The sequence below is a fragment of the Desulfovibrio sp. genome (assembly GCF_009712225.1).
Classification (GTDB): Bacteria; Desulfobacterota; Desulfovibrionia; order Desulfovibrionales; family Desulfovibrionaceae; genus Desulfovibrio.
Genome location: NZ_WASP01000006.1, coordinates 957,581 through 971,910, shown reverse-complemented (window position 1 = coordinate 971,910; position 14,330 = coordinate 957,581). Strand labels below are relative to the sequence as shown.

12 protein-coding genes are annotated in these 14,330 nt (G+C 52.8%); 4 read left to right on the top strand and 8 right to left on the bottom strand.

Features of this window, described 5'->3' with window-relative positions; all coding sequences use genetic code 11:
• Positions 1-14 precede the first annotated feature (14 nt).
• The 5 genes from F8N36_RS09600 to F8N36_RS09580 all read right to left on the bottom strand — a co-directional run bounded on the left by F8N36_RS09600 (position 15) and on the right by F8N36_RS09580 (position 4,325).
• On the bottom strand, positions 15-1,100 hold the full coding sequence (locus tag F8N36_RS09600) for a permease (protein ID WP_291332570.1): 1,086 nt from the start codon (positions 1,098-1,100) through the stop codon (positions 15-17).
• A gap of 107 nt (positions 1,101-1,207) precedes the next feature.
• Complete coding sequence (locus F8N36_RS09595; protein WP_291332569.1) at positions 1,208-1,558, bottom strand: helix-turn-helix domain-containing protein; 351 nt, start codon at positions 1,556-1,558, stop codon at positions 1,208-1,210.
• Positions 1,559-1,668: 110 nt separating this feature from the next.
• Positions 1,669-3,699: a methyl-accepting chemotaxis protein gene (locus tag F8N36_RS09590; protein ID WP_291332568.1), complete on the bottom strand. Its 2,031-nt coding sequence runs from the start codon at positions 3,697-3,699 to the stop codon at positions 1,669-1,671.
• Positions 3,700-3,712: 13 nt separating this feature from the next.
• Complete coding sequence (locus F8N36_RS09585) at positions 3,713-4,132, bottom strand: cytochrome c family protein (RefSeq protein WP_291332567.1); 420 nt, start codon at positions 4,130-4,132, stop codon at positions 3,713-3,715.
• The gene (locus tag F8N36_RS09580; protein WP_291332566.1) at positions 4,116-4,325 is read right to left on the bottom strand and encodes a hypothetical protein; all 210 of its coding nucleotides are present in this window, start codon (positions 4,323-4,325) and stop codon (positions 4,116-4,118) included. Before F8N36_RS09580 ends, F8N36_RS09585 begins: the two co-directional genes overlap by 17 nt.
• Positions 4,326-5,325: 1,000 nt before the next feature.
• Here F8N36_RS09580 and F8N36_RS09575 point away from each other — a divergent pair.
• On the top strand, positions 5,326-6,171 hold the full coding sequence (locus F8N36_RS09575) for a MerR family transcriptional regulator (protein WP_291332565.1): 846 nt from the start codon (positions 5,326-5,328) through the stop codon (positions 6,169-6,171).
• A gap of 216 nt (positions 6,172-6,387) precedes the next feature.
• Here F8N36_RS09575 and F8N36_RS09570 read toward each other — a convergent pair whose 3' ends face one another.
• A complete protein-coding gene (locus F8N36_RS09570) occupies positions 6,388-7,962 on the bottom strand; it encodes an outer membrane homotrimeric porin (protein WP_291332564.1) in 1,575 nt (524 codons plus the stop codon).
• Positions 7,963-8,041: 79 nt separating this feature from the next.
• Positions 8,042-8,221, bottom strand: coding sequence for a hypothetical protein (locus F8N36_RS09565; protein WP_291332563.1), 180 nt, complete (start codon positions 8,219-8,221; stop codon positions 8,042-8,044).
• Positions 8,222-8,613: 392 nt separating this feature from the next.
• Between F8N36_RS09565 and F8N36_RS09560 the strand changes: the two genes are divergently transcribed.
• The 3 genes from F8N36_RS09560 (at position 8,614) to F8N36_RS09550 (ending at position 12,709) form a co-directional block, all read left to right on the top strand.
• Positions 8,614-10,500 carry an alkaline phosphatase family protein gene (locus F8N36_RS09560; RefSeq protein ID WP_291332562.1) on the top strand — a complete coding sequence of 629 codons (1,887 nt, stop codon included), beginning with the start codon at positions 8,614-8,616 and terminating at the stop codon, positions 10,498-10,500.
• A gap of 91 nt (positions 10,501-10,591) precedes the next feature.
• Positions 10,592-11,140, top strand: coding sequence for a hypothetical protein (locus F8N36_RS09555; protein ID WP_291332561.1), 549 nt, complete (start codon positions 10,592-10,594; stop codon positions 11,138-11,140).
• Positions 11,141-12,115: 975 nt separating this feature from the next.
• Complete coding sequence (locus F8N36_RS09550; RefSeq protein ID WP_291332560.1) at positions 12,116-12,709, top strand: hypothetical protein; 594 nt, start codon at positions 12,116-12,118, stop codon at positions 12,707-12,709.
• Positions 12,710-12,759: 50 nt separating this feature from the next.
• On the opposite strand, the gene F8N36_RS09545 is transcribed toward F8N36_RS09550, so the two are convergent.
• A complete protein-coding gene (locus F8N36_RS09545; protein WP_291332559.1) occupies positions 12,760-14,181 on the bottom strand; it encodes a sigma 54-interacting transcriptional regulator in 1,422 nt (473 codons plus the stop codon).
• Positions 14,182-14,330: the final 149 nt, after the last annotated feature.

Here is a 14,330-nt window from a genome sequence, read left to right as displayed (position 1 = left end):
ATGCTCCATTTTTTTTAGATCATCAACGGTCCAAGCAGGTTGAACAGCCAGCCTACCAAGGTAAACATGAGCAAAAGATAGCCAACAAATACCGCCAGCAGGCGAACCGTCATGACCTGCCGCAGCATGATCATTTCAGGCAGGCTTACCACAACGGTGCTCATGCAGAATGCCAGGGTTGTGCCGAGTGGCAGCCCCTTGGCCAGCAGACTCTCCATGACGGGGATAATACCCGTAACGCTGGAGTATAGGGGAATACCCAGCAACACAGAGAAGGGCACAGACCACCACTCGCCAGCGCCAACGTGCTGCGCAAACCAGTTTTCGGGCACAAAGCCGTGCAGCCCCGCCCCCAGGGCCACGCCAACGATCACCCATTTCCACACGCGTCTGAAGATGGAAGAAGTCTCAGCCCAGGCAAAGTTGTGTCGTTCGCGCACGCTGATTTTGCGGGCAGCGGAAGAAGCCCTTATCTGGGCTGGCTGCGCAGGCATGCTGGCAATGGCCTCCAGAATGGCGGGGTGCAGCCAGCGCCCGGCCTTGAGGGCGTCCATAAGAAAGCCGCCAATTATGCCCGCCACCATGCCCACAACCACATAGGCCACGGTTATTTTCCAACCCAGCAGGCCCCACAGCAGCACTACGGCCAGCTCGTTGATGAGCGGCGAGGTAATGAGAAAGGCCATGGTTATGCCCACAGGAATATTGGCCGTGGTAAAACCGAGAAACAGCGGGATGCTTGAGCAGGAGCAGAAGGGTGTAACCGCGCCAAAAGCCGAACCCAGAAAATAGCCGAGCCCGCGTGCCTTGCCGGTCAGATAGTCGCGTACGCGCTCAACATTGAGGCCCGCCCGGGCCCACGCAATGGCGTAGATGAGCGATACCAGCAGAAGCAGGATTTTGGCCGTATCATAAAGGAAAAATTCCAGGGATTCTGCAGCTGGCGAGCCGGGCACAAGACCAAATACGCTTACTGCCAGCCAGTGGGCCACTGGTTGAATGGTGGAGTACGCCAACCACCACAATATGGCCAGCGCCGTGATGGTCAGCGCGTATTTGCCGTTCCAGTTACGGGCTTCAGGTCCTTTTGCCTTTTGCAAATGGCTTGTTCCACAGCATTGTTGTTTGGCTGGGGTGCTCATGGCAGGTGCTCATATTTTGATATTTGTTGAAATATTGACTCGTTTGTCCAAAAAAAATTCCGCAATCAGTTTTCTGGCAGAATGCCAGGCAGAATGCCGCTTTCCGCCCTGAATTTTTTGCATTCACAGGGGTTGGCAGAGCAGCATTCAGAAGTGAGGTAGGCGATGACCTCGAGCATCAGGGGGATGTTGGCCTTGTAGCGCATAAAGCGTCCCTCCTTTTCAACCGTCACAAGGCCGCTGTGCACCACGGCCTTGAGATGAAAGGAGAGGTTGGTGGAAGGAATTTCAAGCTGTCGCGCAATTTCGCCCGCCACAAGACCTTGAGGGGCGTTTTTGACCAGCAGCCTGAACAGGTCCAGGCGTACTTCTGAAGCCAGGGCTTCAAATATGTTTGCGGCAGTTTTGCTTTCCATAAAATGACATTTCAACATTAATTGATCTGTGTCAAGGGCGCGACCAAAAAAACGGCGGCAAACCAAAGTTTGCCGCCGCTCTCTCGTTTGTCGGTATCCGGCCTGTGTGGCTAGGAGTTGCCGTTGCCATTGCTCATGGAGGCAATGGTTTTGCGCAGGTCGGCGGCCATCTGGGCCACTTCTCTGGCGGTGCTGCCAAGCTCTGCCATGCCATTGGAAATATCCATGGCGATGGAATTTACGTTGCTGATATTTCCGTTGATTTGTTCGGATGCCGCGGATTGCTCTTCGGCCGAGGCGGCGATAACGCCAATCATGTCGGCGGTCTGCATGACCTGGGTTACGATCTCCTGCAGGGCTTCGCCAGCCTGGCTGACAAGGGTGACGCCCTGTTCCACACTGGCGTCCGTATCGTCCATCAGTGAGATGTTGGAGTGCGCGCTGTCCTGAATACCTTTGACGGCCGCCGAGACTTCCATGGTGGCCTGCATGGTTTTTTCCGCCAGCTTGCGCACCTCGTCGGCTACAACAGCAAAGCCACGACCGGCCTCGCCAGCCCGGGCGGCTTCAATGGCGGCATTGAGGGCCAGCAGGTTGGTCTGGTCGGCAATGTCGCTGATGATGCCAAGAATTTTGCCCACATCCTGCGCCTTGTTGCCCAGGTCGTGCAGGCCGGAGCTCATGGTGGTAGTGTGTTTGCGCACATCGGCAATGGCGGCGATGGACTGGTCGGTAATCTTTTGGCCACTCTGGGCGCGCTGGCGGGCCTGCGCTGCCTTGCCCGAAGCATCGGCGGCGTTGCGCGCCACATCCAGAATGGAGGCGTTCATGGATTCCACTGCAACCGCAGTTTCGCGGATTCTGTTTTGCTGGCTGGCCGTGCCCTCGCTGGTCTGGCCGATGCGCTCAAGCAGCTGGTCAGATATATGGGCAAGATGCGTGGCGATTTCGCCCGCATTTTCGGCCACTCTGGCGACCATGGCACCGTTCTTTTCAATCTGCTGCTGGTTCTTTTTGATTTCGGTAATGTCGTTCCAGAAAGTTACCGAGCCCATCAGCTCGCCGTCCATGTCAAAGAATGGCGTTGCGGTAACCGTAACGTAGCGCAGATTGCCTTTTTCTGTGGGCAGCTCCCGCTCGGCAACAAATTTTTTGCGGTGTTCAACTGCACGTACCGCTGTGGTTTCGCGGGCGTCGTCGTTCCACAGAAAACGGCCGGATGTCTGCCCGATGAAGCTTTGCGGCGGCTGCGACTTTTCGAGCATGTCGCACAGATGCTGGTTGAGCCACAGAATCTTTTTGTCCGCGCCGATAATAAGGCAAGGTGCGGCGATACCGTTGAGCACTCCTTCTGAAAATCCCAGCTTGTCCTTGAGCTGGGCGACCATGGAGCCAATGTCGGTAGAAAGCCGCGCAAGTTCGTCCTTGCCTTCCTGCTCAAATGACACGGTCAGATTGCCAGCGGCAACCTGACCTGCGTTGGACACAAGGCGCGAAATTCGGCGAATGAGAAAATGGCGGATGGCCAGCACCGTAAAGCCGATAAGGGCAATAAGGCCCGCAGCCCCCATGAGGGAGGTTTGCAGCAGCTGGTTTTCCATGGCGTCCCAGGCCGTGGTGACATCAAGCTTCATCACCAGCTGGCCAAGAATGGGTTCGGAATCGCCATGGCAGTGGTAACAACGGCGCTGATTTTTGATGGAAAAAACGCTGCCCAGAATTTTTTTGCCGTTCTGGTCGATGAATACAGATTCCTCAAGCGGTTCCTTGAGACCACGCGAGTGCAGGGCAGCCAGATCCTTGTCGGCTTCTACCGCCTTGTAATCCTTGCGAACGGTACGTTCATCGGTGCTGTACGTGATGTTGCCCGTGTACGAGGTCATGAAGGCTGAAATATGATTGAACTTGTTTTTGATCTTGCTGAACTCTTCCGCAGTGCCCGTGTTGTCACCCACGATCATGGGCTTTTCAATGCCCATGTAGATGAGGCCGGTTTCCATGCGCGCGCCTGCGCGTATTTCGTCGGTCATCATTTTTTTAACGCCAACATACTCAAGGGCCATAATGCAGCTGATCACCAGAAAGGTGATGCCCACAATGGACATGGTAATTTTGAAATTAAGCGATCTGGATAAAAGCATTGCTACCCCCGAACTAGTGCGCGCCGGAAAAGATCAGTGGCTTGAATTTGAAATCCTGGATCCGTTCTGAGCTGTGGCATGCCGTGCAGGTTTCTACCGCAGGCTTTCTTGTGATGGACTGTGGATCCTGGGTTTCGGCATGTTCGCTGCCGGGGCCGTGGCAGGTCTCGCAACCCACATCGGCCAGGTCAGGCGTGCTTTCAATGCTTTTGAATCCGCCTTTGTTGTAGCCGGTGGTGTGGCATTCGTAACATTTCTGAAGCTCATGCTCCTTGAGCTTGGGCTTCATGATGGCTACAGAATTCCATGAATTGGCTTTTTTTGAATGTTTGATAAATGAATTGTACTGATCTTCGTGGCATGGGGCACAATTTTTTGAGCCTATGTATGTTTTTTGCTCTGCCGCAAAGCTGGAATCATAAGCCAGAATCATCTGAAATATGCAGATAATAAAGATTATCGGCAGCTTTTTGAAACATAAATATAGCATCATGCACGTTCTCTTGACTGGTTGTTTTCTGCCAGAGCCACTTTGATGAAGCAGCAGACATTGTCATTGGTCGTTGTTGAAAACCATGAGCCATTGCAAAAAACTGAAATGTAATTGCCTTGTTGACCCAAGGCATGTTCTTCTTTTCGGTCTGATGGCCTAAAAGATTATGGTATCTTGGGCTGTTGCACAGGTTTTTTCCGCCACTGTCCGAAAATGAGGCTGTTAAGAATTTGTAATAATTTGCCTTTTAGTAAGATTGGCTGGTTAAAAAATAATCAATACATCATTTACGCAAATTTTGAAAAATGGCAATCATTGAGCAAGCAGTGAATATGCAAATGCACGATATTTTGCCAGGCAGACTGCAAAAAATATCGATAAATTTAAGTTCGCGAAACAGGCATCTGGCGTAGATTCGGGCGCTGTTGGCGAGTAAAATTCAGCTGTCTGTGGATTTAGCGCGAAATACAAAAAAATAATATGTATTTACGTAACCTGAATTTGGGATGCATCGTATTGCATAATACAATTATTGCAATAAAAGTTATCGTTGAAATACAAAAAATGAATTTATTACGTTCCTTAATATAGATTAATTTGGAATTCAGTACGGAATTTTACATCTAGGGAATTGAAATTCTATTTTAAATGTGTCCGAGTGATGTTGTATTTGAAAAATGCTGAAATGTTTGCTTGTGGAATATGTCTAGTTAAAGCGCCATGTTTTCTAATTATGACTGAATTAATTCAGATTAATAAATAAGGCAGTATTGTTTGAAATGCATCGGAGAGATTTTGATAAAACACGAGTTGTCGAAATATAATTTTTTTTGGCCTTTTGAAATCGAATATCTTATAAATGGCAGACTCTATCAGCTCATATAACTGCATATATTTTTAAAAAACTAATGCATCACAGATGAATACAGTTGCTGATGTTGGCCATAACTGTTGGTAGGTACTGGGTAGGGCTTGTGCTGCGACAGGTAGCGGAGGGCAGCCTGACAGTGCCGTTTATGCCCGTGTTTTTTTGAAGGACTCGCGCTGTTTTCGCTTACGGCGGCAAGGCGGAACGCATTTTGCATTTGAAGTGTGTCCCTCAGATTGAGAGCACTTCATTCAGGAGACGTTTCATGACCTCACGGCGCTATACCATCAGTGAAATGAGCGAAACATCAAATATTTCAAAAAAAGCCCTGCGTTTTTACGACAAGCTGGGGCTTATTTCTCCTCGCTTGCGTGGCTCCAACAATTACCGCTACTACACACACGAAGACGTGCTCTCGGTGCCTCCGCTCAAGTATTACAAGCAGATGGGCTTTCGCCTTGAAGAAATTCGCGCTGCCTTTGATGCTGACAGCACGGCATCGCTCAAGGCCTTGTGCAGCATGTTTCTTTCCAAGATGGAAGACCTGCGGCAGGAAGAAGAAATTTTGCGCCTGCGTGCAGAATCCATTCACGACTGGCTCGAACTGCTGCACGAGGCAGAAATGCTGCTCGACAACGATACCCGCCAGGTTTCGGTGAAATACGTTTCACCCCAGCTGTTGCTGTGCCACGACGAGGAATTTTCGCTGGACATCAAGTCTACCATCATAAATATGGAATTTACCAACTTTGTCGAGTCGTTGGGCAATAATATCGCTGGCCCGGTGATCGTGCACTTTTCGTCTCTGGCTGACCGTCTGGCGAATGTTGAGCAGCCCATACAGGTTTTGCAACGCCCCATGCGCCCCTGCAAAGCAGAGCATTTGCAGGAATTTGGCGGAACACTGATGGCCAGCTGCTATCATATTGGCCCGCACGAAACCATCAGTGATACCTACCGCAAGCTGCAAAACTGGTGTGCGGCAAACAGCTTTGCGACTGCGCCCGATTCATATGAACGGTACGTTACCGATTACTGGACCACCAACAATGAATCCCTCTTCGTTACCGAGGTGCTCGTTCAGGTGCACCGCGAAGATACGGCTTCCTAGCTTCCGGTTATAGCTGCCACGCCAGCCCGCGTGCCGGGCACTGTTGAAAGGGCCGCCGCTCCATGGTTTTGGAAGGACGGCCCTTTGCTTGTGGCATCTGGCTGCTGGCTTGTTGTATGCCAGCAGGTTGGTGCTCGCACGCAAAAATGCACCTGCCGGCAACCAGTATGCGGGTTGCCGGCAGGCATGAAACCGGAGGAAGGAGCCGCCGGATGTTTAGAACTTGTACTGGAAGACCACCTGGCCCTTCCAGGCATCCTGCTTGGAGTAGGAGCCGAAGTTCTGGTAGCTCTTGTTCCAGGTGCTGCTGTCCATGTAGTTGGCCACGTAGCCCAGTTCAACGTTCATTTCAAGATTGTCGTAAATCTTGTAGGTGGAGATCACGTTGAATTCGAGCAGACCGTCGTTGGTGGTCATGTAAGGGCCATCAAACATGTTGGAAGTGGAATCCCAGGCGTTGGCGTGGTCCATGTACTTGACCATGGAGGGGCTGTTGGTGCCGCCCCAGTAGGCCACACGGAAGGTATGGTTCAGCTTTTCGATGAAGCTGACGTCGCGGATCTGGGCGCCAATACCCCAGGTACCGGCGTAGGACAGCGACTTGTCCATGAAGTTGACGTTGGGGCTCCAGCCAAGGTTGCCATCACCCATGAAGGAGGTGAAGTTGCCGTAGGCACATACGGAGGGCAGGCGTTCGGAACCGTTCTTGACGTTGCCGTCGTCGCCGGAGGCGTACCAGCCGAAAATGCCGGGCACGCCCCAGTCAAGCTTGTATTCCACGAGGGCCTTGGCCAGCCAGCCTTCACGCTTGGTGCTGCCGTGAACCACATCGTTGGGATTGTTGCGGCGCATCACGTTGAAGCTGCCCATCTGTTCGACATAGCCGTAGTTGGTGTCGAATTCGATGTTCCAGGGTTCCAGGGCGGTAATCTTGACGGGCAGACCGGCCCAGAACACTGTACCGTATTCCTTGGAGGCATTGGTCACGCCGGTCACGTTAAGGCCGCGGCCGCCACCAAGCTTGTTCAGGTAGGGGTACAGGGTGGTAGCCGGAGAACCGTCGTTGAGGCCGTAGTTGCTGAAGGCCGCAAACTTGCCGGTGTTACGGCCCATCATGCCGGGCATGACCCAGGGGGTAACCGTAATGCCGTCAAAGGTCAGGGGCAGGGTGAGGGCAAACAGGTCCATGTTATCAAGATAGCCGGACTTGTCGTTGCTGAGCACGTTCTGGTAGTTGCCGCCCTGATAGTTGTCGTTAAAGGGGCGCATCCACAGGGCGGTAAGCCCCACGTTTTTGTTAAAGGCATAGCTGCCCACCACTGCGGCTGCCTGCGTGTCAAACACGGCAGAGCCACCAGCGGCATTGGGCAGGGCCAGATACTGCAGGCCCATCTTGAACTTCAGATCGGTCTGCGGAACCATCCACTGCATGTTGGCCTGGGTAACGCGAACCATGGTGCCGTCGGCACCAAGGGCGGAACCCTGACCGGCGCGGCCCCAATCCTGCGGGCCAAGCTTGAACTGCACGCTGCCCATCAGGTTTTCAGAGGCAACAGCATCAAGGAACAGCAGCACGCGCTGACGCGACACAAACTGATCGTTGTTGTTGGCCTTCTGTTTGGTACCATTGGTCGTCACGTCCTTGGTCAGGCTGGAATCGCCCACACCAAAACCCATTGACCAGATGCCACGAGCCTTGAATTCCACTGCTTCAGCAGGCTGCCCAAACGCCAACCCCAATGTAAGCGCAAGAGCTGCTGCGGAAAGAATGGTTTTCCGTTTCACAGACATAAAACCTCCCAAGTTAAAACGTTATCCATTTGCTACAGCCTGAACCATAAGGCAGAGTGCGGGCGAAAATTCGTCCACACTACGGGAAGCATATCCAGTACCGCTGCATGGGGTCTGGTGCAGCGGTTGCGGTGCGCAATATATTGTTGAATTGGGCGTTGGAGGGCGCGGCATGTCCCATGCACGGCAAGAATCCTTGCAGCGGGTTTTCTGCAAACAGGGTGGTGCTGGGCACAGCATCAGACAGGGGTGCAGTCATGGCGTCTCACGGTTGTTTGATCGACAAAGTGAATTACGCACTATCTGCATCCTGTGTGCCAAATTTCACCATGCTGAAATAATTGATTTTTTTTATAATATGGACCAGCTTGTACCTAATACGCGGCATAGTTGTCGCGTGTTGCGACAAAAAAAATTTTAGATAAATATGTATAATTTCAGTATGTTGACAATTTTAATCAAAAATCGCGACATATTTGTCGCTAAAAATGTCAGCGCGGCATGTCCGCTAAAGCACGGATTGGATAATTGCCTTGTGGGAGTAGAAAATGATGTGATCGTGGAAGTTGTGAATGATTTGGCATGCAAATTGTAAGGAGGGGGGCGTTAAATCACAACAGTGCCCGTCGGTACTATCAAGGAGTTTTAATCATGGCTGCAAAAGCAAAGCGCGCCGCCCTTATAGGTTACGACTGCCTTATTCCCAAAAGGCTTGAAGTAATGCTGGCTCAGGGGGGGCTCGATAACTTCAGAAAGTTCATGCAGGAGGGCAGCTACATCCCCGAAGGTTTCAATCTGCCTACGGTCACTCCTCCGTCCTGGGCCACTATCTGCACGGGCGCATGGCCCCGCACCCACGGCGTGGAAGACTACTATTACTACCACGAAGGTCGCAGCCTTGATTACAAGGAAACCTCGCAGGCTTTCGGTTCCACCATCCTTACCGCCGAAACCATCTGGGACGCGTGGGACAAGGCTGGCAAGAAGTGCATCGTCGTCAACTACCCCATGTCCTGGCCGTCCAAAATGCAGCACGGCGTGATGATCATGGGCGAAGGTCTCAGCCCCGCTGAAACCCGTTGGCCCCTGCACGGCAACGAGCACAAGGAATTTCTGTGCTCTGAAAGCGTTATCTCTACAGATTTCTACCCCATGGGCGCTCAGGGCACCTTTGACGACGCCGAAGGCTGGGCCAACCTGCCCGAAGGCGAAGAGCCCCTTGAAATGAACGTGCGTATGCACTTCAAGGAAGCCATTGAACCCCTGGAAGACCAGACCTGGCACTGCCTTGTGTGGCAGAGCGGCGACGAGGGCTATGATCGCATGGCCCTGTGCCCTGAAAAGGACTACGCCAAGGCCTTCTTTACCATCCAGCTTGGCAAGTGGAGCGAACCCGCCCAGCACGACTTTACCGTGAAGGCCGATGGCCGCACCGAAAAGGGCGTGTTCCGCGCCAAGCTCATGCAGCTTTCTGATGATGCGGAAGAATTCAAGCTGTACATTTCCGGCATTGCTGGTCGCTGTGGCTTTATTGCCCCAGCCGAAGCTGCCGCGCAGATTGACTTTACCAAGCACATCACCGCCAACGACATCGGTCTGGTCGCTTACCTGCACGGTATTATCGACACCGACACCGTGTGCGAACTGGTTGACTTCCACAGCGCATGGCTCTGGAACACCATCGAATCTCTTATCAAAGCCAATGCGGACTGGGATCTGTTCTACATGCATTCCCACCCCATCGACTGGTTCTACCACGGCTGGCTCAGCGAACTGGACAGCACCGACGACGTGGTTCGCACCAAGGCCGAAAAGATGGAACGCTACATCTACGAAGTGGAAGACCGTCTGCTTGGCCGCCTCATGGACATCATGGGCGACGAAACCGTCATGTGCGTGTGCTCCGACCACGGCGCAACGCCCCTCGGCCCCATTCTCAACACTGCCCACGCCCTCAAGGAAGCGGGCCTGTGCTCGTATGAGCCCAAGAAGTCTGAAAACTACTGGGATATCTACGAAGAAACCGAAGGTTTCAACTACGTGCTTGATGTGAGCAAGTCGCTTGCCGTGCCGCAGCGCTATATGTTTGTGTACGTGAATCTCAAGGGGCGTTACCCCGGCGGTATCGTTGAACCTGAAGATTACGAAAACGTGCGTGACCGCATCATCAACGCCCTGCTTGACTACAAGCATCCTGATACCGGTGATCGCCCCGTGCTGCTGGCTGTGCGCAAGGAAGACGCGCATGTGTTCGGCATGGGCGGCGCGCAGGCTGGCGACGTTGTGTACGTGCTGAAGCCTGAATACATGGCCGAACACGGTTACGGCCTGCCCACTGGTGAATCCGGCTGCGGCAGCCTCAAGAACCTGCTCATGTTCCGCGGCCCCAACATCCGCAAGGGCTACCGTTATACCCGCCCGCGCTGGCTGGCCGACATTGTGCCCACCTTCTGCTACATCACTGGCAATCCTGTGCCTGCTGATGCCGAAGGCGCGCCCATTTACCAGATTATGGAAAACCCCAACCTGGTTGACTAATTCACTATGCCGGGGCAGGGGTGCTGCCCTTGCCCCGGCACGATAAAACGCAAAGCCCCGCCAAGGCGGGGCAGATGACGAGGAAAAGATCATGGCTGAAAAGAAAGCAATTCTCGTGGTGCTGCCTTCCGTTGCGCTCAGCAGCTCTTCTGAAGCGCTGGACAAGCTGAAGAAAAAGGCGGCCCTGCTGACCAATGCCGATACCGCTGGCCTGGAAGACCTGGCCCTGGCTCTGGGCGGTAAGAAGGTTGAAACCGCCGCCCTTGAAGGCGCGGAAGATGCCCTGCTGGTTGTGCAGGGTGACGAGGCCGCTCTGGCCGCTGCCCTTGAAGCTGCCGACCGTCGCACCCTGGTGGTGGTTGCCGCCGCTGACGGGCTTGCTTTCTACGGTCTGGCCGTGGACAGCAAGGCTGGTACCGTTGCCCGCGCCGTTAACGCGCAGGACCTCGCCGTTACCATTGCCACCATTGTGGATCTGCCCATCAGCGCAGACTGCACCGGCGCCATAATTTACCAGGCCATGAAGAACCCCAACCTCAAGCTCGATGAAATCAAAAAGCTCAAAGAAGCTCTCGTGCGTATGGAATCGGTTATCCAGCGTGATAACCGTGAACCGTGGGACAAGCACGACTGCGCCTAATCCCCATGCCGCTGTGACCGCGCTTGCCGTGTGGGGGCATGGCTTGCGCGGTAATCAGACGAGCCGTAGCTGTGCTGCGGCTCCGCAAAAACCTTCCTCCAAGCGCCTGCGGAAACTGAGCCTCTGGTTCAGTTTCCGCAGGCTGTTTTTGTGCCCGCACAAAAACATGCGGCTATTGTCCTTGGGGGGTATTCATTGGGTTGCATGCGGAGACAATTCACATGTAATAATGTAACGCAATATCAATTTTTAAAAAATTGTGTATTGGTTATGAGTTGTAATTAAATTTTTTTACATGTTAATATTTATGTGTAATAAGTTTGTATATGTCTTGTTATTTACTGATAAATTTGTGAATATCTGAATATGCAAAAGGCTCACTGGCTCAGATAAGACTTGGCAGAGCGAAGACCGGCCATACAGAGATGCGCGCTTTGTGCCCTGATGCTGCAAGACCGCATGATGCGGAAGATAACCATGGGGATAGTGGAGAAGGGCAGGATATACAACACCGTACATGACTTGGAAAACTTCTTGCTGTAATCATGCAGGCGGTTTTTTGCAGGCTTGCGTTGGGGAGGCTGTATGGGGTTTTTAAACTCAGTAGGCAGCATGCTTTGGCGTTTGTCACTTCGATATCGCCATGTGCAGCCCGGAAAAATACTTTTGACAGTTCAAAACCAGCACTTGCTGCTGCGTCTGTTCTTTGTTGACAGGCAAAGACAACTTGAAAATGTCGCCTGTGACGTTGTTTATCTTTCTCCCACCAAGGTGATACTTAAGTCAAACAAGCGTTTTCTGCCTGACGTGCTCAAGGCGGAACGTTGCAGCCTGTATGTAAAAATACCACACCATATCACTGAAAAATATATAGGTATCGTAAATCCTGCCGTGAGGCACGGCTTCCTTTTCAAATCACGCATTCTGGCTAATTACGTCGATCCCGTAACAAAGCATTGCATTATCGAAATTGCCATGCCGCATAGCTATGTGCAGCGTGATTTGCAGCGGCATGAGCGCGTAAGCCCCACCGCGCTTATGCTCAAGGAAATTTCATTATGGCTTTGCGGTAAGCAGCTGCCCAGTTCGCCAGGCAATCTGCTCGCGCCCGCATTCAGTTATCGTGATGGAGAGGCAAACCCCTCGGTGCATCTGGTAAATCTTTCGGCGGGAGGTTTGCGGGTGCAGCTGGACAACCTGAATGGATTCGAGAACCCCAAAAGGGATCTGAACAGGCCCATAGTAATGTGCCTTGTGCTGTACAAGCCCATGCGCAAAGAACTTGTTGTCTGGGCTGTATGCAACTGCATCAAGGTGCATTTTAGCCCGCAGCTGAAAATACTGACGCTTTTTTTGAAATACGTGCGCGTGTGGGATGAACCGGAAGAAGGCGGAAGGGGCTGGGTGCCTGTTGAGCGAGAGGGGCTTGCGGCAATTGAAAACTGGGTGGACAACGATTACTGCATGTTGCTCGACAAAAAACACATGGTGAGTGAAGAACTGTGCCGTTGTTTTGGTATTGAGATGGACAAGATGCGCCACAAGGGGCAATACGCCCGTAAATGCTAAAATCCCCGTGTGCCGGGCAGCTGATTGCGGTTGGCTGCCCGGCCTTACTGCTATTTACCCTTATGTTTTTCTCCTGCCACGGTCATTCGGCGCATTTTGCGTTGCAGGGTGCGCAGGTTCAGGCCCAGCTCTTCTGCAGCCTTACCCCTGTGCCAACGACAGCGTTCAAGCGTTTGCCTGATCATGCGCTCTTCAAGCTGCAATACGGCCTGATCCAGGCTGATACCCTGCGGCGTGTTGAGCAACAGATCCGCACGGCCTGCATCGCCCAGAGACATGAGGGCCTCATCGCCAAAGGCCAGATAGCGATCAAGAAAATTGTGCAGTTCGCGCACGTTGCCGGGCCAGTCGTATTGTTCCACAGCAAGACGCACGTGGGGAGGCAAGATAATGCTCAAACCGCGTTTTTCGAGCCATGATTCCACAAGCAGGGCAATGTCGCCGTGGCGTTCGCGTAGAGGCGGCAGGGTGATGGAAAGCACGTTTACACGGTAATAAAAATCGGAGCGCATGGTTTTTTCGCGCACCATTTTTGAAAGATCCTGGTTGGTTGCAGAAATAAGCCGGAAGGATGATTCCTTGGGGGTGTTGCCACCAACCGGGGTGTACATCTTGTTTTCAATGGCCCGCAGCAGTTTGACCTGTAGGTGCAGCGGCAGTTCGCCAATTTCATCGAGAAACAGCGTGCCACCGTTGGCAGCGCCAATGTAGCCTTCCTTGTTGGCATGCGCGCCGGAAAACGCGCCCTTCACATGCCCGAAAAATTCGCTTTCTAGCAGCTGCTCTGGTATGGCGCCGCAGTTCACAGGCACATAGCGGCCTTTGCGCCCGCTGTATTCGTGAATGCTTTTGGCGGCCAGATCCTTGCCACAGCCCGTTTCGCCGTAAATGATGACGTTGGAATCTGTTTCTGCCGCCTTGAGAATCTGGCTGTACACGCGGCGCATGGGCTCACTTTTGCCCACAATGTTGCCAAGGCCGTAGAGATTGATGACAGAAGTGCGCAGCTCGCGGTTTTCTTCACGCAGGGCCATTTCCTGAAACTTCTGTTCGCTCACGTCCATGATCAGGCCTTCGAGATATCTCAGAACGCCCGAATCGTCGTAAACTCCCTCCCCCTGATCCCAAAGCCATTTGACCCGCCCCGAAGGCAGCAATAGCCGGTACATGACCTGATATGGCTCGTGAGCGACAATACTGTCGCGTATGGCTTTGCGGCTGGGTCCCAGGTCGTCTGGGTGGGTCATGCGCTCGATGGTGTTGTGATGAGCATACACCATGTCTTCGGCAGGTACGCCCAGCAGCTCGTAACTGCCCTTGCTTACAAATTCCAGTTCATATTGAAGAAAATCGTTCTCGTCCGCATCAGTGTTCAAAATGCGGCACCGATACGCCATGCCCGGCAGGTGATTGAGCAGGCGTCGATAGCTTTTTTCCACATTGATGGGGGGAACTGGGGGGGATGAAAGCATAGGGGATCAACCTTGCAAGGAATGTCGTTTATCGCGACACAAATGTCGCTTCTGGCCACGGATACTAGGGGTATGTGCCATAAAACACAAGCGCCAATGGCTCTGGGCGGCACAGATATTTCTTATGGCACTATTAGTGCAATAGGCAG

Excerpts from the sequence above, each read along its gene's own strand:
- F8N36_RS09575 (WP_291332565.1), top strand. The coding sequence starts at position 5,326 with ATGACCTCACGGCGCTATACCATCAGTGAAATGAGCGAAACATCAAAT.
- F8N36_RS09595 (WP_291332569.1), bottom strand. The coding sequence starts at position 1,558 with ATGGAAAGCAAAACTGCCGCAAACATATTTGAAGCCCTGGCTTCAGAA.
- F8N36_RS09565 (WP_291332563.1), bottom strand. The coding sequence starts at position 8,221 with ATGACTGCACCCCTGTCTGATGCTGTGCCCAGCACCACCCTGTTTGCA.
- F8N36_RS09560 (WP_291332562.1), top strand. The coding sequence starts at position 8,614 with ATGGCTGCAAAAGCAAAGCGCGCCGCCCTTATAGGTTACGACTGCCTT.
- F8N36_RS09545 (WP_291332559.1), bottom strand. The coding sequence starts at position 14,181 with ATGCTTTCATCCCCCCCAGTTCCCCCCATCAATGTGGAAAAAAGCTAT.
- F8N36_RS09550 (WP_291332560.1), top strand. The coding sequence starts at position 12,116 with ATGCCGCATAGCTATGTGCAGCGTGATTTGCAGCGGCATGAGCGCGTA.
- F8N36_RS09590 (WP_291332568.1), bottom strand. The coding sequence starts at position 3,699 with ATGCTTTTATCCAGATCGCTTAATTTCAAAATTACCATGTCCATTGTG.
- F8N36_RS09580 (WP_291332566.1), bottom strand. The coding sequence starts at position 4,325 with ATGCCTTGGGTCAACAAGGCAATTACATTTCAGTTTTTTGCAATGGCT.
- F8N36_RS09555 (WP_291332561.1), top strand. The coding sequence starts at position 10,592 with ATGGCTGAAAAGAAAGCAATTCTCGTGGTGCTGCCTTCCGTTGCGCTC.
- F8N36_RS09585 (WP_291332567.1), bottom strand. The coding sequence starts at position 4,132 with ATGATTCTGGCTTATGATTCCAGCTTTGCGGCAGAGCAAAAAACATAC.
- F8N36_RS09570 (WP_291332564.1), bottom strand. The coding sequence starts at position 7,962 with ATGTCTGTGAAACGGAAAACCATTCTTTCCGCAGCAGCTCTTGCGCTT.